Raw genomic sequence first — 22,147 nt, 5'->3', positions numbered from 1 at the left:
CTACGGCCCGAGGGCGTGCAGGGCCTGCTGGCAGTCGTGGATGAGGTCGGCCGGCGCTTCCAGCCCCACCGAGAAGCGCACCAGCGTCCCGCTGTAGGCCGGCTCCTCGCGCATGCCCTTCAGGTTGTAGGGAACCGCCAAACTCACCGGCCCGGCCCACGAGTACCCGATCTTGAAGACGCGCAGCGCATCGATGAAGGCGTACACCTGCTGCGGCGTGTAGCGCTCGTTGAACACCACCGAGAACAGCCCCGCCGCCCGCGTGCACAGGCGCTGCCAGCACTCATGCCCGGGCGACCCGGGCAAAGCGGGGTGCAGCACCTGCACCACCTCGCGCCGCTGCGACCACCAGGCGGCCAGCGTGCGAGAGGCGGCATCCTGGGCCTCGTAGCGCAGCGCAAGAGACGGCAGGGAGCGCAGTACCAGCTCGACGTCGTTGCCACCCACGCCCCAGCCCATGCGCATGTGGCTGAACTTCAAGCTCAGGTGCAGCGCTTCGTCGCGCGTGGTCACCGAGCCCATCAGCACGTCGCCACCGCCGGAGGGGTATTTGGTCAGCGCCTGGATGGAAACATCCACACCGAGCGCTTCGCCGCCGGGCACGAGGTCGAACGGGTCGAACGCGATGCCGGCGCCCCAGGTGTTGTCGAGCGCGATCTTGACGCCCCGCTCCCGCGCCACCTTCACCAGCGCGGGCAGGTCGGGGAACTCCATCGTCACCGAGCCCGCTGCTTCGAGCCACAGGAGCTTGGTTTGCGGGCCGATCAATGCCGCCAAGCCACGCGCATCCATCGGATCGTAGAAGCGGTGCGTGATGCCCCAGCCCGCAAGTTCGTTGCGAGCCAGCTCCTTGCTCGGCCCATAGGCGTTGTCGGGGATCAGCACTTCGTCGCCCTGCTTCAGCAGCGCCATATCGACCAAGGTGATCGCCGCGAGGCCGCTGGGCACGAGCAGGGTTTGCAAGCCACCTTCCAGCGTGGCGATCCGCTCTTCGAGCGTGAAGGTCGTCGGCGTGCCATGCAAGCCGTAGGTGTAGCCGGTCTTGGAGCGCCAGTTGCGCGCCTGCAGCGCCGCCACGTTGGGAAAGACGACCGTCGACGCCTTGTGCACGCCGGGCGCCACGGCCTCGAAGCCGGCCGGTGGCACGTAAGGGTGATGGATGAGCTCGGTGCGCTTGTCGTGGCTCATGGCTCAGATCGGCTGGGCGATGAGGTCATGCCCACGAGTGTCGACGATGCGGGCCTGCGTGAACTCACCCACCTTGAGCGTCTTCGACAGCTTCTGCGGCGCGAGCAGCTGCACGGTGCCGTCGATCTCGGGCGCATCGGCGTAGCTGCGGCCCACGCCGCCCTTCTTGCCCATCGCGGGCGCGGAATCGACCAGCACCTGCATCGTGGCCCCCACGCGGCTGCGCAGCTTGGCGGCCGAGACTTCTTCGGCCACCGCCATGAAGCGCGCGCGACGCTCCTCGCGCACCTCGGCGGGCACCGGGTTCGGCAGCTCGTTGGCGGTCGCCCCTTCCACCGGCGAATAGGCGAAGCAGCCGGCACGGTCGATCTGCGCCTCGCGCATGAAGCCAAGCAGGTGCTCGAACTCGGCTTCGGTTTCACCCGGAAAGCCGGCGATGAAGGTGCTGCGCACGACCAGCTCGGGGCAGACCTCGCGCCAGCGCAACAGCCGGTCGAGGTTCTTCTCGCCGTTGGCCGGGCGCTTCATGCGCTTGAGCACGTCCGGGTGCGAGTGCTGGAACGGCACGTCGAGGTACGGCAGGATCAGCCCCTCGGCCATCAACGGCAGCACCTCGTCGACATGCGGATACGGGTAGACGTAGTGCAGCCGCACCCAGGCTCCGTGCTGTTGCGCCAGCGCACCGAGCTTCTCGCACAGGTCGAGCATGCGGGTCTTGACGGGCTTGCCGTCCCAGAAACCGGTGCGGTACTTCACGTCGACACCGTAGGCGCTCGTGTCCTGGCTGATGACGAGCAGTTCCTTCACGCCGGCTTCGAAGAGGCGCTGCGCCTCGGAGAGCACATCGCCGATGGGCCGCGACACCAGGTCGCCGCGCATGCTCGGGATGATGCAGAAGCTGCAACGGTGGTTGCAGCCTTCGCTGATCTTCAAGTACGCGTAGTGCTTGGGCGTGAGCTTGATGCCCTGGGCCGGCACGAGGTCGACGAACGGGTCGTGCGGCTTGGGCACGTGCTTGTGCACGGCGTCCATCACCTCGTTCGTGGCATGCGGGCCGGTCACGGCGAGCACGCTTGGGTGCATTTGCTGCACGAGATTGCCGCCGCCGTCACCCGCCTTCGCGCCCAGGCAGCCGGTGACGATCACCTTGCCGTTCTCGGCCAGCGCCTCGCCGATGGTGTCGAGGCTCTCCTTCACCGCGTCGTCGATGAAGCCGCAGGTGTTGACGATCACGAGGTCGGCTCCCGCGAAGGTCTTGGAGGTGTCGTAGCCCTCGGCGCGCAATTGCGTGAGGATGAGCTCGGAGTCCGTCAGCGCCTTGGGGCAACCGAGCGAGACGAATCCGATCTTGGGGGCCAGGCCGGGAGGCGCGGCGAGAGTGTCTTCTGTCATCCCGGGATTTTCTCCCGAAACAACACCCGGGTCAGCGCTTGGGCGGGCTGAAACCCGGCATGCCCGGGAAGAAGGTCTCGGCCTGCTTGGCCATCTGCTCCTGCATCTTCTCGAACATGTTCTTCGACTGTTCGAGGTAGTTGCCCATGAGGTTCTGCACCCCGGGCGCCTGGCCGTTGAGGAACTGCGTCCAGACCTCGGGGTTCATCATGTTGGCGTCGTACAGGCCCTTGGACTGCTCGGCGAGGTTCTTCTGGATGTCGGTGAAGGTCTGCAGGTTCTTCTCGAGGTAGGAACCCATCATCCCTTGCATCGCATGGCCGTAGAACCGGATGATCTGCGCCAGCATCTGCGACGAGAACATCGGCACGCCGCCCGTCTCTTCCTCCAGGATGATCTGCAGCAGGATGCTGCGCGTGAGGTCATCGCCGGTCTTGGCATCGCGCACCACGAAGTCCTGGCCTTCGAGCACCATCTTCTTCACGTCGGCCAGGGTGATGTAGCTGCTGGTCTGGGTGTCGTACAGGCGGCGGTTGGGGTACTTCTTGAGAACGCGCTGGCTGTTGCCTTCGGTGCTGCCGTCGTCGGACGCCGATGGGCGGCGGGGTGGGGCCATTCAGTGAACTCCAGTCGGACCAGTGTGCAGGTGTGCAAAAAGATTCTAGAAGGCGGCCCCAGCACCCTGCGAAGGGTTTTCCCGCCCGGCGGGCGCGCTCACGCCGGATCGTCGGCGGCCGGCGCCTCCGGATCGAAGGGCTGCACACCCAGCCGCTGCGTGGTCGCGTCGACCTCGGCGGCGAGCCTCGCCAGTTTCTGCCTCAGGCCGTGCCAGTTGCGGATGCACTCGTTCACCGGGTCCATCGGGTAGTAGACCTTGTGCGGCTTTTCCTGTGCGGCAGACAGCGCAAAGCGCACGAGGTCGTTGAGCTGGAAGGCGTAGTCGGCCATCAGCGCGCGGGTCTCGGCCACGTGCGCGTCGATCATCTGCTGGCGGCGGGGCGTCATGTCCATCGGCAAGCTCCGAAGGAGAAAAAAGAAAGAGCCCGGTCCTTGCGGAACGGGCTCTTCGGGTCTGACGTGTTTGGTGGGCGATGAGAGGGTCGAACTCCCGACATCCTCCACGTCAAAGAGGCGCTCTACCACTGAGCTAATCGCCCGAGCCCGTGACTATAACACTGGTCTTGGCAGCTCAGAAGCCCGTCATTTGCGACGGGCGCCACGCACACCCGGAATTCGCGCCACGGTGGCCAGCACCTGCGCCAGGCGCGCCGAGTCGGCCACCTCGACGGTGAAGGTCATCCACGCCGTGAGGCCGAGCGGGCCCTTGAGCGTCTGCGTGCTGACGCCGGTCACGTTCATCTTGTCCTTGGCGAAGACTTCGGAGATGTCGCGCAGCAGCCCTTGCCGGTCGGCGGCTTCGACCAGCACGTCCACGGGGTAAAGCGCCGGCTTGTCGCCCCTCGCCGCGCCCCAGGCCACGCTGATCACGCGCTCTGGCGTGCGCGCGGCCATCTGGCGGAAGTTGATGCAGTCGGCACGGTGGATGGCCACACCCTTGCCACGCGTGACGTAGCCGCCGATCGCATCGGGCGGCGCGGGCCGGCAGCAGCGGGCCAGGCTCGTGAGCAGGCTCTCCACGCCCACCACCAGCACCCCGCCCTTGCCCGGCCCTTCGGCACTCGGCTTGCGCAAGGTGATCGTGTCGTCGGCCGGTGGCGCGGGCTCAGCCGGGCGCAGCAGATTCTCGATGTTGCGCAGGGAGAACTCGTCCTTGCCCACCACCTCGAACAAGGCCTCGGCGTTGCGAAAGCCGAGCTGCGTGGCCAGGTCGTCGAGCTTCATGGCCGTGCGGCCTTCGCGTTGCAGCAGCTTCTCGACGGCCTCTCGGCCACGTGCAATCGTGTCTTGCAGGGCCAGCGCGTTGAACCACGCCCGCACCTTGGCCTTCGAGCGTTGGCTTTGCAGGTAGCCGAGTTCAGGGTTGAGCCAGTCGAGCGAAGGCCCGCCCTCCTTGATCGTGCTCACCTCGACCGTCTGGCCGCTCTGCAACGCTGTGTTGAGCGGCACCATCGCGCCGTCGACCTTGGCGCCGCGGCAGCGGTGGCCGAGGTTGGTGTGCACCGCGTAGGCAAAGTCGATCGGCGTCGCGCCGGCCGGCAGCTCGATCACCGCGGCTTGCGGCGTGAACACGTAGATGCGGTCGTCGAAGACACCTTCCTTGAGCTCGGCGTCGTCACCCGCTTCGACGAAGTCGCGCTCCCACGCCAGCAGCTGCCGAAGCACCGCCTTGCGGGCCTCGGCCACCTGCGCATCGAAATCGCCCGCGGCGCTGACGCCCGCATAGCCCTTCGCCCCGGCCTCCTTGTAGGCCCAATGCGCGGCCACACCATGCTCGGCGTGTTCATGCATCGCCCGCGTGCGGATCTGCACCTCCACCGGCCGCCCTTGCGCGTCGAGCACCACGGTGTGCAGCGACTGGTAGCCGTTCGGCTTCGGCTTGGCGATGTAGTCGTCGAACTCGCCCGCGACTGGCCGCCACACCTCGTGCACCCGGCTCAGCACCGCATAACAGTCGCGCACGTCGGCCACGATCACGCGCACGGCGCGCACGTCGAAGACATGGTCGATGTCGAGGCCCTTGCCGCGCATCTTCTTCCAGATGCTGTAGAGGTGCTTGGGCCGGCCCTGCACCTCGGCTTTCAGGCCGGCGCGCGCGAGCTCCTCGCCCAGCAGCTGGCGGAACGCCTCGACGCCCTGCTCGCGCTCGACGCGCTTCTCGTCGAGCAGCTTGGCCACCATGCGGTAAGACTCGGGCTCGAGGAAACGGAAGGCCAGGTCCTCCAGCTCCCACTTGATCTGCCAGATGCCCAGGCGGCTCGCGAGCGGCGCAAACACCTGCATCGACTCGCGCGCGAGCAGCACCGGGCACGGCTGCTTGCTCAGCGCGTAGTGGCGCAGCGTCTGCAGGCGCGAAGCCAGGCGCAGCAGCACCACCCGCAAGTCGCGCGAGAACGCCAGCAGCATCTTGCGCACGCGCTCCGTCTGCTCGGCACGCTTCTCGTCCTGCACCCGGGCTTCGCGGGCCGCGCGCTGGATCTGCACCAGCTTGCGGGTGTGCGTGACCAGCCCGGCATACGAGGGCCCGAAGGCCTTGCTCACCATCTCGTCGGGCTTGGCGAGGTAGTCGCCGGCATAGACGAGGTACGCCGCCGCCCCCATCGAGGGCGCGGCGCCGATGCCGAGCAGGATGTTGGCCACGCCCTCGGCGTGCACGAGCGCGTCTTCTCCGGTGTCGAGCACCTGGCCTGTGAGCAGCGGCTCGGCAAACGCACGCGCGCGGGCGAGCTGCGAGACCTCGGCCTCGCGGCTGTCGTCGGGGTCGACGTCGGCGAGTTGGACGATGGCGGCGGCCGGGGTGCGGCCGTCCGACGGGCCAGTCTTCATGGGCGCGTCATGGCCGGAGCAGGAACTCCCGCACCGCCGAGACCTGGTCGGCCGAATTCAGCATCGGGGCGTGGCCCACGCCGGCGAACTCGCGCAGCTCGGCCTTGGGGCCGCGCTCGGTCATCGCCTTGGCGGTGGCGGGCGACAGGAGGTCGGAGTCGGCCCCGCGCAGCAGCAAGACACGGCAGCGCAGGCTTTCGTACATCGCCCACACCTGCGCTTCACCCGCCTTCACCATCTCGGGCGAGAGACTGCGAAACGGCACCGCGATGTCGAGGTCGTAGTGCGGGATGAACCCGTCGCCGTCGGCCTTGAGCATCGGCCTCGTCAGCGCCAGCCACTGCTCGCGGGTGTGCGGGCCGAAGCCCTGCGAGATCGCCCACAGCGCGTCGGCCGCTTCCTCCAGGCTCTTCCAGCGCACCGGCGCGCCGAGGTAGCTGCCGATGCGTGCGAGCGCATCGGCTTCGACCACCGGCCCCACGTCGTTCAGCACGAGGCGCGACACCGGCGAGTGCTTGAGCGCCGCGACCACCAGCCCGATGAGACCGCCCATCGAGGTGCCCACCCAATGCACCGTGCCAGCGTTGAGCCGCGCGAGCAGCGTCACCATGTCGGCCGCGTAGGCGGGGATCTGGTAGCCCGACGGATCTGCCAGCCAGTCGGACTGCCCGCGCCCGACCACGTCTGGGCAGACCACCCGGTACTCGGCGCTTATCGCCTGCGCGAGCGTGTCGAAGTCACGCCCTTGCCGGGACAGGCCATGCACGCACACCAGCACCTTTGGGTTCGCCGGGTCGCCCCACTCCCAGTAAGCCATGCGGTGCAGGCCCTGGCTGTCAAGGCATTGCACATGGTTCAGGCGTGGTTCGTGCATGGTGCTGATGGGGATCGGCGGCTCTAAGATTCGCCGCACTGTATTTCAATCGGAGGTTCGACCATGCTGAAAGGGAAAACTGCTCTCGTCACCGGCTCCACCAGCGGCATCGGCCTCGGCGTGGCGCTGTGCTTCGCGCGCCAGGGCGCCAACGTGGTGCTCAACGGCTTCGGCGAGGTCGAGGCCGCCAAGGCGCAAGTCGCCGCGCTCGGCGTGAAGGTGGGCTACCACGGTGCCGACATGAGCAAGCCCGCCGAGATCGAAACCATGATGGCCTACGCGGAGAAAGACTTCGGCGGTGTCGACATCCTCGTCAACAACGCCGGCATCCAGCACGTGGCGCCGGTGGAAGACTTTCCCGTGGCCAAGTGGGACGCCATCATCGCCATCAACCTGAGCTCGGCCTTCCACACCACGCGCCTGGCGATCCCCGGCATGCGCAAGAAGAACTGGGGCCGCGTGATCAACATCGCCTCGGCGCACGGCCTCGTGGCTTCGGCGCAGAAGTCGGCCTACGTGGCGGCCAAGCACGGAATCGTCGGCTTCACCAAGTCGATCGCGCTGGAGACGGCCACGACCGGCATCACGTCGAACGCCATCTGCCCCGGCTGGGTGCTCACGCCGCTGGTGCAGAAGCAGATCGACGACCGCGCGGCGCGCGAGGGCATCTCGGTCGAGAAGGCCAAGGTCGAACTCCTGGGCGAGAAGCAGCCCTCGCTGCAGTTCGTGACGCCCGAGCAGCTCGGCGAGCTGGCGGTGTTCCTCAGTTCGCCGGCCGCCGACCAGATCCGCGGTGTGGCCTGGAACGTCGACGGCGGCTGGGTCGCGCAGTGACTATTTCGTGAGCTGCACGGTGCCGTTGACCGTCACGGTCACGGTCCCCTTGCCCAGCTCGACGGGCAGCGCCTCGGACGCGTCCGACATCGTCTTCGCCCGCATCATCGGCGCCGCCGCGTACATCGGCGGCTCGTTGCTGTTGACCTGCACTTCGCGCAAGGTGTAGCCCGAGAAGCCGAACTGGCGCGCCACCTCGGCCGCCTTCGTGCGGTATTGCGCGATGGCCTGGCCGGTGACGTCGCTCTCCACCTTCTCGCGCTGCTCGCGCGAGAGCGAGGTGCCCACGCGCGCCACCGTCATCGTGTTGATGCGGCCTGTGAGCTGGGCGATGCCCGGGATGTCCTTGCCTTCGATGTTCAGCTCGGCCGTGCCTTGCCAGCCGGTGATGCCGCCCTTGTTGGAATAACGAGGGAAGAGCGAGAAATTGCCCGTGCGCACCTCGATCAGGCCCGGCTTGGCGGCCTTCTTCGCTTCGTTGAGCGCCGCATCGAGCGCCTGCTTGAGCTGCGACTGCACCGAGCCGGCGTCGGTGCCTTCGCGCGTGGTCGAGAGGGTCACGCTGAGCACGTCCTTGTTGACCTCGAGGCTCGCGCTGGCCGACAGGCCGACCACGTTCTGCGGGGGTGGCTGATCGGCCCACGCGGCCGAACTCGCGAGTGCGGCGGCAAGCGTCAAGGCCAAGGCGGATGTGCGGGTCATGCAGGGTTCTCCTTTTCAAACTTCGAGGAAGGGCAGCAGATCGAAACTGCCGCGCACCACCGGCTCGGGGTTCACGCCCCACCAGCGGCGGGCGATGGTCGCATAGAGCTGCCGGAAGTCGGCTGTGTGGACAAGGTTCTGGTTGCCGTCGAGCCGGTCGAGGTCGGGCATGCTGCCGATGAAGCGGCCGCCGCGCACCGCGCCGCCCATCACGAAGTGCGGTGCGGCGGTGCCGTGGTCGGTGCCACCGCTCTGGTTCTGGCGCGCGCGGCGGCCGAATTCGGAATAGGTGACGACCAGCGTGCGCTCCCAGGCGCCCGCTTCCACCAGCCCGGCCTTCAGCGCGGCGAGGCCTTCGGCCAGCTGCTTGAGCAGGTTGGCATGCGTGCCCAGTTGCCCACGGTGCGTGTCGAAGCTGCCGTGCGTGAGGTGGAACACCGGCACCCCACCCTTGCCCTTCTGCCCCGCCACGATCTGGCAGGTGGCGCGCACGGCCTGGCCGAAGTTGTGGCTGGGGAATTCGGTCGCCAGCGTCACCGCGCCCTGCCCGCGCAAGCCATCGGCCGCTTGCAGCACGCCCGACTCGACGCGCAGCACGTGTTCCAGCGCCGCATTGCCCTGCACCGCCGCGGGCCGCACGAGCCGAGCCTGCGTCACAAAAGCTTCGGGGTTGGTGAGCGACACCGCATTCGCGCCGGTCAGGGCCCCCAGGCTCGCGCTGCCGATGGCCACGCCCTCGGTGGTGAAACGGGCGCTGTCGCGCAGGCCGGCCGACATGGCGCGAGCAACCCAGCCTTCATCGAGGTACTCGGTCGCGCGCGACGCCGTGTCCCAGATCTCGATGGAGCGGAAGTGCGACAGGTTGGGCTGCGGGTAGCCGAGCCCGAGCAGCACGGCCAGCTCGCGCTTCTCCCACATCGGGATCAGCGGCGCGAGCGAGGGGTGCAGGCCGAGCGCCCCATCGAGCCGCAGCACCTCGTCGGCCTTGAGCGCAAGGCTCGGGCGCAGTTGCGCATAGGCCGGGTGGGCGTAGGGCACGACGGTGTTGAGCCCGTCGTTGCCGCCCTTCAGTTCCACCAGCACGAGCACGCGGCCCGCCGCAGACGCTGCCGCCTGCGCCCAGCCCAGCGCCGGGAAGGCCAGGCCACCGAGCGAGAGGAGTTGACGACGATCGATCATGTGAGCCTCACTTCAACTGAAACGCCGGGTCGAGGCTCAGCGCACGCAGGTACGACAGCCCCACCGTGCCGGCCGGCACCGGGTGCACCGGCGCGGTGGCGAGCACCGCCTCGACGAGCCTGTCGCGCGCCGCCGCATCGGGCTCGCGGTCAGGCCAGGCGCCGAGCGGCTTGAGCCACTGCTCCGCATCGAAGCGCACGCCGACACCCCCTTGCATGCCCCGACCCACCTCCATGCGCGGCTGCTCGACCGCGCGAAACAGGCGCTCGGTGAAGCGCTTGCGGTCGAGCAGCGTGGTGCTCGTGATCCATTCGGTGTAGCCCGGCCAGCCCTTCACGTTGGGCGGCCGAAAGAGCATCTGCCCCTGGCGCGAGGTGATGCCGACCAGCGCCTCCGCGTTGTCGAGCTGGATCTCGAACTGCCGCAAGGTGCCGACCGCGAGCTCCACCGGCGACTTGATCAGCACCGCCCGGTGGGCCGGCGCCCAGAACGCCTCGCTCAACAGCAGCTCGCGCAAGGCGGTGTCGATGCGCCAGCCGCTCTCGCGAAAGCGTTGCGCGATCGCCCCGGCCGCCGCCGCGTCGGGCACGGGCGACGCGAACTCGCGCCACAGCTTGCCCACGATGAAGCGCGGCGCGGCCGGCTGGTCGAGCATCACGTCGAGCGCGGCATCGGCATCGAAACGGCCGCGGCGGCCGAGCAGCGTCTTCTCGCCGCGGTCGTGCTGGCGCGGGCGAAAGCGGGCAGTCCACGCGTCACGGTCGACCGCCCAGCCCGAGAAGGCGCGGGCCGCTTCCTTGATGTCCTGCTCGCCGTACTGCCCTTCGCCCAGCGTAAAGAGCTCCATCACCTCGCGCGCGAAGTTTTCGTTGGGCGCATCGGCGCGGTTGGCCGCACCGTCAAGGTAGACGAGCATCGCCGGGTCGCGCGCCACACCATGCAACAGCTCGCGAAACGACCCCAGCGCGTGGTACCGCAGCAGTTGGTGCTGCACGTACATGCCCTGCGCCTGCCGCACCTTCTGCACGGAAGTGGCGAAATGGTTGTGCCAGAAGAGCGTCATGCGCTCGGCCAAGGGCGTGGGCGAGTCGCGCATCTCCTGCAGCCACCAGGCGGCCAGTGCCACGGTGTCGGCGCGCAGCTGGCGCAACGCTTCCTTGCGGGCTTCGACATCGCCCTGGGCGCGCAGCGGCGGACGAATCGGCTCGCGCGTGAAGGCCGGCGCCGGCTGCCGCGGCTGGGCACGCCGTGCGCCGCTCAGCAAACGATCCACCGCCTCGTCGGGCGCGAGCCCCACCCACGCCGCCACCTCGGCGGGCGACGGCATGAAGCCGGTGCGGCCCAGCAAATGCCGCGCATCGGCGACCGAGAGTCGTGCAGGAAGGGTCGTGCTCATGTGCGGCACAACGTTGCCCGCATCGCGTTGGCCGACACGTCGGCAAGGGCTTCACAAAGCTTTGCTTCCCCTCTCGGCCCGGGCGTCATAGATTTGTAACAGGTGGTCAGGCACCCCAAAAACCATATGTAAACCTGAGCACAATCGCCGCTGTTACAAATACGGAGACGCCGCCATGACGCCCACGCCCAATGCCCGCCCCGACCGCGTCGTCGTGGTCGACGACGATGCCCGCATCCGCGACCTGCTGCGCCGCTACCTGACTCAAGAAGGCTTCGAGGTGCTGCTGGCCGAGGACTCGAAGGCGCTCAACCGCGTGCTCACCCGCGAGACGGTCGATCTCATCGTGCTCGACCTCATGCTGCCCGGCGAAGACGGCCTCTCCATCTGCCGCCGCCTGCGCGCCGCGAACGACGTCACGCCCATCATCATGCTCACCGCCAAGGTGGAAGACGTCGACCGCATCGTGGGCCTCGAGGTTGGTGCCGACGACTACCTGCCCAAGCCTTTCAACCCGCGCGAGCTGCTGGCCCGCATTCACGCCGTGCTCCGCCGCCGCCCGGCGATGGAAGCGCCCGGGGCTCCCGCGAAAGACGCCCAGACCGTCACCTTCGGCCCCTTCGAATTCGACCTGGCGCTGCGCCGCCTGTCGAAAGACGGCGAGCAGATCGCGCTCACCACCGGCGAGTTCTCCATGCTCAAGGCCCTGGTGCGCCACCCGCGCCAGCCGCTCAGCCGCGACAAGCTCGCCCAGCTGGCCCGCGGCCGCGAGTTCGAGCCCTTCGACCGCAGCCTCGACGTTCAGATCTCGCGCCTGCGCAAGATGATCGAGCCGGACCCGTCTCAACCTCGCTACATCCAGACCGTGTGGGGCGTGGGCTATGTCTTCGTCCCTGATGGCGCGGCCTGATCGCAAGAAGCCGGGCAAGGGCTCCAAGTCGGGGCCTTTTTTTGCACCCACGGTCCCCGACGGCCTGCCGGATCTCGTGCCCCGCAAGGCGGTGGCGCTGAGCCTCTTCTGGCGCACGTTCTTCCTGCTGGCGATCCTGCTGCTGGGCGGCGTGTTCGCGTGGGTGCAGACCTTCCGCGCGCTCGAGTTCGAGCCGCGCGCGGTGCAGCAGGCGCAGCAGGTGGCGAGCCTCGTCAACCTCTCGCGTGCGTCGATGAAGTACGTCGACGACATCAACCGCGTGACGCTGGTCAAGACCATGGCCACGGCCGAGCAGGTGAAGATCGTGCCGCGCGAGCCGGCCGACAAATGGGAGCCCTTCGAGGGCGACCGTTTCTCCAAGGCCATCAGCGACGAGCTGCATTCGCGGCTGGGGCCCGACACGGTGATTGCCGGTTCGGTCAACGGCGTGGCCGGCCTGTGGGTGGGCTTCTCGGTCGAGAAAGACGCCTACTGGCTGCAGGCCGACCCGACCAAGGTGCGCATGATGGCCGGCAGCAGCTGGGCGCTGTGGGTCACGATTGCGCTGCTGGCCACCGTGCTCGGCTCGGCGGCCATCGCGCGCCTCATCAACCAGCCGCTGCGCGACCTGTCGTTCGCCGCCAGCCGCATCCGCGACGGCGAGTACGAATCGCAGCTCGACGAGAACACGCTCACGAGCGAGATCCGCCAGGTCAACATGGGTTTCAACCGCATGGCCCGCGAGCTGGCCAAGGTGGAAGAAGACCGCGCGGTGATGCTCGCCGGCATCTCGCACGACCTGCGCACACCGCTCGCCCGCTTGCGGCTCGAAGCCGAGATGAGCGTGCAGGACGAAGAGGCCAAGAAGAACATGGCGATGGACATCGACCAGCTCGACGCCATCATCGACAAGTTCATGGACTACGCCCGCCCCGGCGAAACCAAGCTGGTGCCGGTGCATGTGTCGAGCCTGGTCGAGCGCGAGATGCAGGGCTTCCGCGACCCTTCGCAGATCCGCATCAGCTCGCGGGTGGCGATCGATGCCAAGGTGATGGCCGACGAGGTGGAGCTCGGCCGCGTGTTCCAGAACCTCTTCGAGAACGCGCGCCGCTACGGCCGCTCCACCGACACCGGCATCGCCCGGGTGCAGGTGAGCTACGCACGCACCGGGCCGTGGGTGATCCTCTCGGTGCGAGACCACGGGCCGGGCGTGGCGCCCGAGAAGCTCAAGCAGCTGACCACGCCCTTCTTCCGCGGTGACGCGGCGCGCACCGCGGCCACCGGCGCGGGCCTCGGCCTCGCCATCGTGGAGAAGTCGGTGGCCCGCATGGGCGGCAGCTTCGAACTCGCCAATGCGATGGACGGCGGGCTCGTCGCCCACGTGCGCCTCAAAAAGGCGCCATGAGGCGAGCTGGCCGCAAGCCCGAACCGTCTCCGATCAGCGCGCCGCGGCGGGCGGCCATCATCGGCCTCACCGCCCTCTCCACGCTCTTCGTGCTGCTGCTCTGGCACGACTTCCGCAACACCTGGTACTCGCCCGGCTACGAGCGCCACACCCTTTTCCACCTGTCGGTCTACTGGGGGCTGTGGCTCGTGTGGCCGCTGCTCGCCTGGCTGGGCTGGCGCCTCGGGCACGCGGTGCGGGCACGGCGCATGGCCGCCGCCTTCGCGGCCGGCTTGGCCTTCGCGACCGGCACTGCGCTGGCCTGGGCACGCTTCGTTGAACCGCAGCGGCTGGTGGTGCGCGAGACCCGGCTCGGGCAGCAGTGCGGCGCCCAGGTGGCGCTGATCTCCGACATCCACTTCGGCAAATTCACCCGCGAGCGCGAGCTGAACCGGCTGGTGGACCGGCTCAACACCCTGCCCATCGATGCCGTGCTCGTGGCCGGCGACTGGACCTACGGGCCACCGCACGACCTCGCGGCGGCCTTCGCACCGCTGGCGCGGATCAAATACCCGGTGTTCGGGGTGCTGGGCAATCACGACGAGCAGATGCCCGGGCCACCGGTGGCCGACGACCTCCGCGATGCCCTCACGGCCCTGAACGTGAAGCTCATCGACGGCAAACGGGTGTGGCTGGGCCGCTGCACGCTCGTCGGCATCGGCGACCTCTATGCCGGCATCGCCGACAGCCAGGTGCAGCACCTGCAGCTGGACCCGCCCGCCAACCCCGCCGACCGCCGCGTCGTGCTCACCCACAACCCCGACGTCGCCGCGCAGATGAAGCCCGGCATGGCCTCGCTTGTGCTGGCTGGCCACACCCACGGCGGGCAGGTCTACGTGCCCGTGCTGACGCGGCTGATGCTGCGGCGGAACACCCGCGGGGCCTACGAGCAGGGGCTCTACCCGCTGCCCCACACGCGCCTCTACGTCACGCCGGGCATCGGCACCGATCTCCTGCCGCTGCGCTTCCTGGTGCCGCCGACGATCGACGTACTGGCGCTGTGATCAGGCCTTCACGATCAGGCACACCGCGCGGGCCTCGATCGATTCGCCACGGCCCACCGGGCCCATGTTCTCGGCCGTCTTGGCCTTCACGTTCACCTGCTCCACCGGAATGCCGAGCGCGATGCCGATGCGCTGGCGCATGGGCTGGATGTGTGGCGCCATCTTCGGCGCCTGGGCAATGATGGTGCTGTCGACGTTGCCGATGATCCAGCCGGCGGCCTTCACGCGCCGCCCCGCTTCGGTGAGCAGCGCGAGCGAATCGGCGCCGCGGAACTGAGGGTCGGTGTCGGGGAAGTGGCGGCCAATGTCGCCGAGCGCGGCCGCGCCGAAGAGTGCGTCGGTGATCGCATGGCACAACGCATCGGCATCCGAATGGCCTTGCAGGCCGTGCGTGTGCGGGATCTCCACGCCGCCGAGGATGAGCTTGCGGCCGGTCACGAGGGCGTGCGTGTCCCAACCTTCACCGATGCGCCAGCGCGGCACTTGGGGTTTGAGCGTCATGGGCGTGTCCTCAGCAGTCTTTCGGCCAGCGCAAAGTCCGCCGGCCAGGTGATCTTGAAGTTTTCCATCGAGCAGGGCACGAGCAGCGGCGCGTGGCCCAGCGCTTCGATGGCGCTCGCTTCATCGGTGACGGCGTCGCCGGCGTGCGCGAGCGCGTCTTGCAGCAGGCCGATGCGGAACATCTGCGGCGTCTGCGCGGCCCACTTGCGCGCGCGGTCGATGGTTGCGCTCACGCGGCCCGCCGTTTCGGCTTTCAGCGTGTCGGCGAGCGGCAGCGCGAGCAGGCCGCCGACGGCGTCGTTCAAGCAGGCGTCGATCAAGTCATCGATCCACTGAGGCTGCACGAGACAACGCGCCGCGTCGTGCACCAGCACCCAATCGTCGGCCTTCGCACCACGCTCGCGCAGGTGGGCCAGGCCGTTCGCCACGGTCATCGCGCGGCTCGCACCGCCCACCTTCGCGACCCATGCGCTCGTGCCCGGCACGTGGTGCGGGAACTGATCGTCTTGGGGGCTCAGCACCACCAGCGTCTGGCGCAGCCGCGTCACCTGGGCCAGAGCCTCCAGCGTGTGCCGCACCATCGGCTTGCCCGCGACCGCGGCGTACTGCTTGGGCCCGCCGGCACCGGCACGCTCACCGATTCCAGCGCAAGGCACCAAGGCGTACAGATCTGTGGGAGATGCGCTCATGTCAGCAGGCCGAAAAGGGGCCGAATTCTATAATTCGCGCCTTCAACGCCCCGGGGGACCGCCCAACCGGGGCGGTTTGTTTTTGTGTTCGCCTCGCACATGCAGCTGCCTTCGCTCGCCCCCGGAAAACGCTTCACCCTGCCCCGCCCCTTCGGCTCGGCCGATGCGCTGCTGCTGGCGCGCTTCGCGCAATCTCAGAAGGCGCAAGGTCACCTCACCGCCATCGTCACCGCCGAGCCAGCCGACACACAGCGGCTCGAAGGCGAGTTGCCCTTCTTCGCACCCGAGCTGCGCGTGGCCGTGTTCCCCGATTGGGAGACGCTGCCCTACGACACCTTCTCGCCCCACCAGGACCTGATCTCCGAGCGCCTGGCCACGCTCTGGCGCATCCAGCAAGGCGAGGTCGACGTGGTGCTGATGCCCGCGTCCACTGCGCTCGTGCGCCTCGCCCCGCCGAGTTTCCTCGCCGGCTACACCTTCCACTTCAAGCAGAAGACGAAGCTCAACGAAGCGGCGCTCAAGGCGCAGCTCACGCTCGCCGGCTACCAGCATGTGAGCCAGGTGGTGTCGCCCGGCGAATACGCGGTACGCGGCGGCTTGATCGACCTCTTCCCGATGGGCTCGCTGGTGCCCTATCGCGTCGACCTCTTCGGCGACGAGGTCGACAGCATCCGCACCTTCGACCCAGACAGCCAGCGCAGCCTCTACCCCGTGCCCGAGGTGCGCCTGCTGCCCGGCCGCGAGTTCCCGATGGACGAGGAGGCACGCGCCAAATTCCGCGCGCGCTGGCGCGAGAAGGTCGAAGGCGACCCCACCAAGGTGCGGCTCTACAAGGACATCGGCACCGGCATCGCCACCGCCGGCATCGAGTACTACCTGCCGCTCTTCTTCGACAGCACCGCGACGATCTTCGATTACCTGCATGCCTCCGTTCGGGCTGAGCCTGTCGAAGCCCTTCGACAAGCTCAGGGCGAACGGAGTGGGGGCGCCGCCGTCGTGTTGCACGGCGAGATCGATGACGCGCTCAAGCGCTTCTGGACCGACACGCGTGAGCGCCACCGCTTCCTGCAGCACGACCGCGAGCGGCCCATCCTGCCGCCGGAAGACCTCTTCCTGCGGCCCGAAGATTTCTTCACGCTGGCCAACGCGCACGCGGTGCTCGCCGTGCGTGGCAAGGAGCCGGTCGACTGGGCCCGGCCGCTGCCAGACCTGAGCGTCGACCGCGGCGCCCCCGATCCGCTCAAGCGCCTGCAACTCCACCTCGGTGCCACGCCGCACCGCGTGCTCGTCGTCGCCGAAAGCGAAGGCCGGCGCGAGAGCCTGCTGGAGCTCTTGCGCGACAACAAGATCGAGCCGCCGTCGGTGAAGAGCCTTGCCGATTTCGAATCGGGCGACGAGCGCTATGCGATTGCCGTCGCGCCAATGGCAGAAGGTTTCTTCTGGACCGAGCCCGAGAAGAACATCCAGTTCGTCACCGAGACCGAACTGTTTGCGACGACGCCGACGGCCAGACGCAAACGGAAACAAGAGCAGGCGAGCGACGTCAACACGCTCATCAAGGACCTGTCGGAGCTGAAGGTCGGTGACCCGGTGGTGCACCTGAACCACGGCATCGGCCGCTACGTGGGCCTGGAGAACATCGACCTCGGCGACGGCCCGAGCGAGTTCCTGATCCTCGAATACGCCGACAAGGCCACGCTCAAGATCCCCGTCTCGCAGCTGCACCTGATCAGCCGCTACACCGGCGTGAGCCCCGACGAAGCGCCGCTGCACAAGCTCGGCTCGGGCCAGTGGGAAAAGGCCAAGCGCAAAGCCGCCGAGCAGGTGCGCGACACCGCCGCCGAGCTGCTCAACCTCTACGCACGCCGCGCCGCTCGTGAGGGTTTTGCGTTCCGCTTCCAGCCGCACGACTACGAAGCGTTCGCCACGAGCTTCGGCTTCGAGGAAACACCCGACCAGAAGGCTGCGATCCACGCGGTCATCCAGGACATGGTGTCGCCCAAGCCGATGGACCGGCTCATCTGCGGCGACGTGGGCTTCGGCAAGACCGAGGTGGCCCTGCGCGCCGCCTTCGTGGCCGTCACCGGCGGCAAGCAGGTCGCCATCCTTGCACCGACCACGCTGCTCGCCGAGCAGCACTACCAGAACATTGCCGACCGTTTCGGCAAGTGGCCGGTGCGCGTCGCCGAGATCTCGCGCTTCCGTTCCAGCAAGGAGGTCAAGACGACCCTCGAAGGCCTGGCCGACGGCACCGTCGACATCGTGGTCGGCACCCATGCGCTGATCAGCGACAAGGTGAAGTTCAAGCGCCTCGGCCTGCTCGTCATCGACGAAGAGCACCGCTTCGGCGTGCGCCACAAGGAAGCGATCAAGGCCATGCGCGCCGAGGTCGACGTGCTCACGCTCACCGCCACGCCGATCCCGCGCACCTTGGGCATGGCGCTGGAAGGACTGCGCGACCTGAGCGTGATCGCCACCGCCCCGCAGCGGCGCCTGGCCATCAAGACCTTCGTGCGCACCGAGGGCACGAGCGTGATCCGCGAAGCCGTGCTGCGCGAGCTGAAGCGTGGCGGCCAGGTCTACTTCCTGCACAACGAGGTCGAGACCATCGAGAACCGGCGCCAGAAGCTGCAGGAGCTGCTGCCCGAGGCGCGCATCGCCGTCGCCCACGGCCAGATGCCCGAGCGCGAGCTGGAAGCGGTGATGCGCGACTTCGTGGCGCAGCGCCACAACGTGCTGCTGTGCTCCACCATCATCGAGACCGGCATCGACGTGCCGAGCGCCAACACCATCGTCATCAGCCGGGCCGACAAGTTCGGCCTCGCGCAGCTGCACCAGCTGCGCGGGCGCGTGGGCCGCTCGCACCATCAGGCCTATGCCTACCTGCTGGTGCCCGACGTCGAGGGTCTGACGAAGCAAGCCTCGCAGCGCCTCGAAGCCATCCAGAACATGGAAGAGCTCGGCTCGGGCTTCTACCTGGCGATGCACGACCTGGAGATCCGCGGCGCCGGCGAAGTGCTCGGCGAGAACCAGAGCGGCAACATGATGGAGGTGGGCTTCCAGCTCTACAACGACATGCTCTCGGAGGCCGTGCGCTCGCTGAAGGCCGGCAAGGAGCCCGACCTGCTGTCACCGCTCAGCGCGACGACTGAAATCAACCTGCACGCCCCCGCCCTGCTGCCCAACGACTACTGCGGCGACGTGCACACCCGCCTGTCGCTCTACAAGCGTCTGGCCTCCGCCGACAAGGCTGAGCAGATCGACGCGATGCTGGAAGAGATCACCGACCGCTTCGGCAAGCTGCCACCCCAGGGGCAGACCCTCTTCGACGTGCACCGCCTGCGCGTGCTGGCCAAACCCTACGGTGTGACCAAGATCGATGCCGGCGCCTCGGCGATGGTGATCAGCTTCCGCCCCAACCCGCCGATCGATGCGATGCGCATCATCGAGCTGGTGCAGAAGAACCGCCACATCAAGCTCGCTGGCAACGAGAAGCTGCGCATCGAGCGCCAGACCCCCGACCCGAAAGACCGGGCGCAGTTCATCCGCGACGTGCTGCGCTCTCTGGGCACCCCGACCAACAAGCAACCCGCCTGATTCCATGTCCGCACAAGAATTCGCTCCCGGCCTCGTCATCCAGCGCTTCACGCCGCCGCTCAAGCTCGCGGACTTCAAGCTCATCGCCTTCGACATGGACTCGACGCTGATCAACATCGAGTGCGTCGACGAGATCGCCGACGCCGCCGGTCGCAAGGCCGAGGTCGCCGCGATCACCGAAGCCGCGATGCGCGGCGAGATCGCCGACTACAAGGAGAGCCTGCGCCGCCGTGTGACGCTCTTGAAGGGTGTGCCCGTGAGCGCCATGCAGCAAGTGCTCGACGAGCGCCTGCAACTGAACCCGGGCGCTTCGGCGCTGGTGCAAGCCTGCAAGGCCGTGGGCATGAAGGTGCTGCTCGTCTCGGGCGGCTTCACCTACTTCACCGACCACGTGCGCGACCGGCTCGGCATCGACTTCACCCGCAGCAACGTGCTCGAAGTCGAAAACGGGGCGCTGACCGGCCGCATGGTCGACCAGCCCTGGGGCGACATCTGCGACGGCGAAGAGAAACGCAAGATGTTTCTCGCCACCTGCGCGCAGCTGGGCATCAGCCCCTCGCAGGGCATCGCGATGGGTGACGGCGCGAACGACCTGCCGATGATGGGCGAAGCGGGCCTCTCGGTGGCGTATCACGCCAAGCCCAAGGTGCGCGAGCAGGCGATGGTGGCCATCAACACCGGCGGGCTGGACCGCCTGCTGGAAGTGGTGCGCGCCGACTGACGGCAGGCCTCCGTTCGCCCTGAGCTTGTCGAAGGGCCCTTCGACCGGCTCAGTACAGGCTTCGACAGGCTCAGCCCGAACGGCCGGGTCTCAACCGGGGCTGCGCCTCAGCCGATCCGGAAGGCGCTGACCGCCTGGCTCAGCGCCTGCGCCTGCTGTTTCAGGCTCTCGGCTGCGGCCGACGACTGCTCCACCAGCGCGGCGTTGTGCTGTGTCGCGCTGTCCATCTGGCTCACCGAGGTGTTGACCTGCTCGAGGCCGCTCGACTGCTCGACCGTCGCATCGGCGATCGCGCGGATCGTGCCCGACACCTCGCGCACCGAGGCCACCACCTCCTGCATGATGCGGCCGGCATCGTTCGCCAACGTCGAGCCCGCTTCCACGCGCTCTTCGCTGTTGCGGATCAGCACCTTGATCTCCTTGGCCGCTTCGGCAGAGCGCTGAGCCAGGCTGCGCACCTCGGCGGCGACAACCGCGAAGCCGCGGCCCTGTTCGCCGGCGCGCGCCGCTTCCACCGCTGCGTTCAGCGCCAGGATGTTGGTCTGGAAGGCGATGCCATCGATCACGCCGATGATCTCGCCGATGCGCTTCGAGGCGGTGGTGATCTGCTCCATCTGCTGCACCACCTCGCCCACCACCGAGCCGCCCTTCTCGGCGATCTCGGAGGCGCTGGCCGCCATCGTCGTGGCGTTGCGCGAGGCGTCGGCATTGCTGCGCACGGTGCTCGAGAGTTCATGCAGCGTGGCCGCTGTCTGCTGCACGTTGGCCGCCTGCGCTTCGGTGCGCGCCGAGAGGTCGAAGTTGCCGCTGGCCACTTCCGACGATGCGGTGGTGATCGATTCGGCGCCGCTGCGCACACCGGACACGATGCCCGAGAGGCTGCCCACCATGCGCTGCATGCTGGCCAGCAGGCTGGTCTGTTCGTTCTTGCGGGTGGCGATCTTCACGGTGAGGTCGCCCGAGGCGACGCGCTCCACCACGGCCGCCACCTCGGCCGGGTCGCCGCCGAGCTGGCGCAGCACCGAGCGTGTCACCGCGGCGGCGAGGCCCAGGCCCAGCAGCACCGACAGCACCACACCCCCGGCCAGCACGGCACGGCTGATCTTGTAGGCGCGCTCGCTGCTGGCGGCTGCGGCATTGCCACCTTCGATGCTGAGCTCGACCAGCCGGTCCATGCGACCCTCGACCTGCTGGGCGCGCGGGCGCATTTCGCTGTTCTGCAGCGCCAGCGCGGCGTCGTTGCCTTCCTTGCTCGACACCTCGAGCACCTGCTTGGTCACGCTGATGAACGAGTCGTTGAGCGGCCCCAGTTCGCCGAGCAGCTTCTTCTGCTCGTCCAGCGTGGCGAGCGCCGCAAACTCGGCGGCGTGCTTGGCGTATTGCTCCAGCGCGGCCGTGACCACGGCGGTGTGGCGGCGCTTCTCTCGTTCGTTGGCGGCAGTGGCGTGCTGCAGCGTGACCAGGCGGATGGACTGCAGGTCGGCACGCCATTCAAGCGCGGCACGCACCGAGGGCATCCAGTGCGACTGCAGGTCGGTGGCGACGTGATTGACCTGCCCCAGCTGCCAGACGGCGCCGGCGCCGAGCGCCATCGTCAACACGATGGCCACGCCAAACGAGGCGATCAGTCGATGGGAAAGTTTCAGTCGTTCGAACCAGCGCACGAAATGCCTCCTGTGTCAGATGGGGCATGGGTAGCCCGATCCGTTGCATATCGGCAAATCGTGGCGCGGCTATAGCGCCAAGCTGGGGCAAATGGCTCAGGTCAACGCGGTGGTGCTGACGACAATGCCGTCTTCGTCGGCATACAGCCAGTCACCGGGGCGCACCGTCACGCCCTGGATCTGCACCGCCACGTCGCGCTGGCCCTCGTTGCGCTTTTCGGTGGGGAGCGGCATCAAGGCGAGCGCGCGGATGCCGAGGTCGCAGAGGGCGAGTTCGGCGCTGTCGCGCACGCAACCGTCGACCACGATGCCGGCCCAGCCGTTCTTGGCCCCGGCCGCCCCGAGGTTGCCGCCGACGAGCGCGCGGCGCAGCGAGCCGCCGCCATCGACCACCAGCACACGCCCTTCACCGGGGGTGTCGAGCGCGGCCTTCACCAGCGAGTTGTCTTCGAAGCACTTGACGGTGACCACGCCGCCGGCGAACTTGAGCCGCTTGCCGTAGTCCTTGAACACGGGCGGCAGCACGCGAAACGTGCCGTCGGTGTTGTTCTTGTGGGTGTCGCAGAAATCGCAGGTGGCGAAGTCGGTGGTCATGGAGGGGCGTCCTT

General features: G+C 68.1%; 19 protein-coding genes and 1 tRNA gene. 6 read left to right on the top strand and 14 right to left on the bottom strand.

Annotated features, from left to right (window positions below; genetic code table 11):
- From KF892_02205 to KF892_02175, 7 genes are all read right to left on the bottom strand, one after another.
- Complete coding sequence (locus tag KF892_02205) at positions 1-1,188, bottom strand: cystathionine beta-lyase (protein MBX3623797.1); 1,188 nt, start codon at positions 1,186-1,188, stop codon at positions 1-3.
- A 3-nt stretch (positions 1,189-1,191) separates the two neighbouring features.
- A complete protein-coding gene (gene rimO / locus KF892_02200; GenBank protein MBX3623796.1) occupies positions 1,192-2,580 on the bottom strand; it encodes a 30S ribosomal protein S12 methylthiotransferase RimO in 1,389 nt (462 codons plus the stop codon).
- Positions 2,581-2,611: 31 nt separating this feature from the next.
- Complete coding sequence (gene phaR / locus KF892_02195) at positions 2,612-3,196, bottom strand: polyhydroxyalkanoate synthesis repressor PhaR (GenBank protein MBX3623795.1); 585 nt, start codon at positions 3,194-3,196, stop codon at positions 2,612-2,614.
- Between the two features lie 98 nt (positions 3,197-3,294).
- Positions 3,295-3,591: a hypothetical protein gene (locus tag KF892_02190; protein MBX3623794.1), complete on the bottom strand. Its 297-nt coding sequence runs from the start codon at positions 3,589-3,591 to the stop codon at positions 3,295-3,297.
- 71 nt (positions 3,592-3,662) lie between these two features.
- Positions 3,663-3,737, bottom strand: a tRNA-Val gene (locus KF892_02185).
- Between the two features lie 43 nt (positions 3,738-3,780).
- Positions 3,781-6,024 carry a bifunctional (p)ppGpp synthetase/guanosine-3',5'-bis(diphosphate) 3'-pyrophosphohydrolase gene (locus KF892_02180; GenBank protein ID MBX3623793.1) on the bottom strand — a complete coding sequence of 748 codons (2,244 nt, stop codon included), beginning with the start codon at positions 6,022-6,024 and terminating at the stop codon, positions 3,781-3,783.
- Positions 6,025-6,031: 7 nt separating this feature from the next.
- On the bottom strand, positions 6,032-6,898 hold the full coding sequence (locus KF892_02175) for an alpha/beta hydrolase (protein ID MBX3623792.1): 867 nt from the start codon (positions 6,896-6,898) through the stop codon (positions 6,032-6,034).
- 63 nt (positions 6,899-6,961) lie between these two features.
- Here KF892_02175 and KF892_02170 point away from each other — a divergent pair, with 63 nt between their 5' ends.
- Complete coding sequence (locus tag KF892_02170; protein MBX3623791.1) at positions 6,962-7,732, top strand: 3-hydroxybutyrate dehydrogenase; 771 nt, start codon at positions 6,962-6,964, stop codon at positions 7,730-7,732.
- On the opposite strand, the gene KF892_02165 is transcribed toward KF892_02170, so the two are convergent.
- From KF892_02165 to KF892_02155, 3 genes are read right to left on the bottom strand one after another with little or no spacing between them, the layout of a single operon-like run.
- Complete coding sequence (locus KF892_02165; GenBank protein MBX3623790.1) at positions 7,733-8,434, bottom strand: SIMPL domain-containing protein; 702 nt, start codon at positions 8,432-8,434, stop codon at positions 7,733-7,735.
- A gap of 15 nt (positions 8,435-8,449) precedes the next feature.
- Positions 8,450-9,613: a DUF1501 domain-containing protein gene (locus KF892_02160; protein ID MBX3623789.1), complete on the bottom strand. Its 1,164-nt coding sequence runs from the start codon at positions 9,611-9,613 to the stop codon at positions 8,450-8,452.
- 7 nt (positions 9,614-9,620) lie between these two features.
- Complete coding sequence (locus tag KF892_02155; GenBank protein ID MBX3623788.1) at positions 9,621-11,009, bottom strand: DUF1800 domain-containing protein; 1,389 nt, start codon at positions 11,007-11,009, stop codon at positions 9,621-9,623.
- A 175-nt stretch (positions 11,010-11,184) separates the two neighbouring features.
- Here KF892_02155 and ompR point away from each other — a divergent pair, with 175 nt between their 5' ends.
- Genes ompR through KF892_02140 form a run of 3 tightly spaced genes read left to right on the top strand, consistent with a single transcriptional unit; the run spans position 11,185 to position 14,367 of the window.
- Positions 11,185-11,919 (top strand): two-component system response regulator OmpR, encoded by a 735-nt coding sequence (gene ompR / locus KF892_02150; protein ID MBX3623787.1) that lies wholly within the window; start codon positions 11,185-11,187, stop codon positions 11,917-11,919.
- Positions 11,906-13,324: a HAMP domain-containing protein gene (locus tag KF892_02145; protein MBX3623786.1), complete on the top strand. Its 1,419-nt coding sequence runs from the start codon at positions 11,906-11,908 to the stop codon at positions 13,322-13,324. Before ompR ends, KF892_02145 begins: the two co-directional genes overlap by 14 nt.
- Entirely contained in the window at positions 13,321-14,367 is a 1,047-nt protein-coding gene (locus KF892_02140; GenBank protein MBX3623785.1) for a metallophosphoesterase family protein, read from the top strand. Before KF892_02145 ends, KF892_02140 begins: the two co-directional genes overlap by 4 nt.
- On the opposite strand, the gene ispF is transcribed toward KF892_02140, so the two are convergent.
- Positions 14,368-14,868, bottom strand: a complete 501-nt coding sequence (gene ispF / locus KF892_02135; GenBank protein MBX3623784.1) for a 2-C-methyl-D-erythritol 2,4-cyclodiphosphate synthase — start codon at positions 14,866-14,868, stop codon at positions 14,368-14,370. It lies immediately after the preceding gene.
- Positions 14,865-15,557: a 2-C-methyl-D-erythritol 4-phosphate cytidylyltransferase gene (gene ispD / locus KF892_02130; protein MBX3623783.1), complete on the bottom strand. Its 693-nt coding sequence runs from the start codon at positions 15,555-15,557 to the stop codon at positions 14,865-14,867. The genes ispF and ispD overlap by 4 nt, the downstream gene beginning before the upstream one ends.
- 99 nt (positions 15,558-15,656) lie before the next feature.
- On the opposite strand from ispD, the gene mfd reads away from it, so the two are divergent.
- Positions 15,657-19,154, top strand: a complete 3,498-nt coding sequence (gene mfd / locus KF892_02125; GenBank protein ID MBX3623782.1) for a transcription-repair coupling factor — start codon at positions 15,657-15,659, stop codon at positions 19,152-19,154.
- A gap of 4 nt (positions 19,155-19,158) precedes the next feature.
- Positions 19,159-19,875 (top strand): phosphoserine phosphatase SerB, encoded by a 717-nt coding sequence (gene serB / locus KF892_02120; GenBank protein MBX3623781.1) that lies wholly within the window; start codon positions 19,159-19,161, stop codon positions 19,873-19,875.
- A 107-nt stretch (positions 19,876-19,982) separates the two neighbouring features.
- Here the strand turns inward: serB and KF892_02115 are convergent, their stop codons facing one another.
- Positions 19,983-21,539 carry an MCP four helix bundle domain-containing protein gene (locus KF892_02115; protein MBX3623780.1) on the bottom strand — a complete coding sequence of 519 codons (1,557 nt, stop codon included), beginning with the start codon at positions 21,537-21,539 and terminating at the stop codon, positions 19,983-19,985.
- Positions 21,540-21,635: 96 nt separating this feature from the next.
- Positions 21,636-22,133, bottom strand: coding sequence for a ribonuclease E activity regulator RraA (gene rraA, locus KF892_02110; protein MBX3623779.1), 498 nt, complete (start codon positions 22,131-22,133; stop codon positions 21,636-21,638).
- Between the last annotated feature and the right edge of the window lie 14 nt (positions 22,134-22,147).

The sequence above is a fragment of the Rhizobacter sp. genome, assembly GCA_019635355.1.
Classification (GTDB): Bacteria; Pseudomonadota; Gammaproteobacteria; order Burkholderiales; family Burkholderiaceae_C; genus Rhizobacter.
Note: the sequence above shows the minus strand (reverse complement) of the source record. Positions and strands in the feature narration are given on the sequence as shown.